Annotated in this window: 1 protein-coding gene; it reads right to left on the reverse strand. The window is 57.7% G+C overall.

The window, feature by feature from the left end:
• Positions 1–1,586 (reverse strand): translational GTPase TypA (gene typA, locus VJ956_RS02305; protein ID WP_324081189.1); only part of this gene is annotated, 1,586 nt, incomplete at both ends.

A 1,586-nucleotide genomic window follows, 5' to 3' on the forward strand; every position in this document is an offset into this window, starting at 1 on the left:
CGGCTGTGGATACCACAAAGCTGGCCTTCATACACCTCCTGACCCGGATCGAGGAACAGCTTGCCACGGCTCTGCAGCGTTTCCAGTGAATAGGTCAGCGCTGTTCCCGTTGCCATGGATACCAGAACACCATTCTGGCGACTGGTTACATCCCCCAGTTTAATGGGCCCGTAATGGCTGAAAGTGGATGTCAGTATGCCACTGCCGGACGTCATGGTCAGGAAGGTATTGCGGAAACCGATCAGGCCGCGGGCCGGAATGGTGTAGTCCAGGCGCATACGGCCCTTGCCATCCGGGACCATATTGGTCATATCGCCCCGGCGCAGGCCCATCTGGTCCATCACCGGGCCCTGATGCTGTTCTTCAATATCAACGATAACGTTTTCGTAGGGTTCCTGCTTTTCGCCGTCGACTTCACGTATCACCACTTCCGGGCGGCCCACTGCCAGCTCGAAGTTCTCACGGCGCATGTTTTCAATCAGTACTGAGAGGTGAAGCTCACCGCGACCGGACACCTTGAACTTGTCCGCCGAGTCGCCTTCCTCAACCCGAAGGGCCACGTTATGCAGCAATTCTTTTTCCAGCCTTTCCTTGATGTTCCGGCTGGTGACAAACTTGCCTTCCCTGCCGGCAAAGGGTGAGTCGTTCACCTGGAAGGTCATGGACACAGTGGGCTCATCAACCGTCAGCGGCGGCAGCGCCTCAACGTTGGCCTGATCACAGAGCGTATCGGAGATAAAGAGGGAGTCCATGCCACTTACGCAGACGATGTCACCCGCCTGGGCTTCGTCGACTTCAACGCGATGCAGACCGGAATGCCCCATGATTTTCAGGATCCGGCCGTTACGCTTCCTGCCATCGGCACCAATGGCCGTTACCGGCGAGTTGGTCTTCACTTTACCGCGGGCAATCCGGCCAATACCGATAACACCCAGAAAGCTGCTGTAATCCAGTTGCGAGATCTGCATCTGGAACGGGCCGTCGGGATCGACGTCCGGTGCGGGAACATGGTCAACGATGGCCTGGAACACAGCGTCCATGTTGTCATCGAGGTTTTCATGATCCATACCGGCGATGCCGTTCAGGGCACTGGCGAAAACAATGGGAAAGTCAAGCTGCTCGTCCGTGGCGCCCAGGTTGTCGAAAAGATCGAATACCTGGTCAACCACCCAATCCGGCCGGGCCCCGGGACGGTCGATCTTGTTGACCACCAGAATCGGGCGCAATCCGGCGGCAAAAGCCTTCTGGGTGACGAAGCGGGTCTGGGGCATGGGGCCGTCGATGGAATCCACTACAAGTAGCACGCAGTCCACCATGCTCATGACGCGCTCAACCTCGCCACCAAAGTCGGCGTGGCCGGGGGTGTCAACGATGTTAATGTCGTAGTCATGCCATTTCAGCGCGGTGTTCTTGGCCAGGATGGTGATGCCGCGTTCCTTTTCCTGGTCGTTGGAATCCATGACCCGCTCGCTCTCGAGCTCTTTCCGGTCCAGCGTGCCGGACTGGCGCAGCAACTGGTCCACCAGCGTGGTCTTACCATGGTCGACGTGGGCGATGATGGCGATATTACGAAGTTTCTCAATCAC

Source organism: Marinobacter sp., from assembly GCF_035268745.1.
In the GTDB taxonomy this organism is placed as follows: Bacteria; Pseudomonadota; Gammaproteobacteria; order Pseudomonadales; family Oleiphilaceae; genus Marinobacter.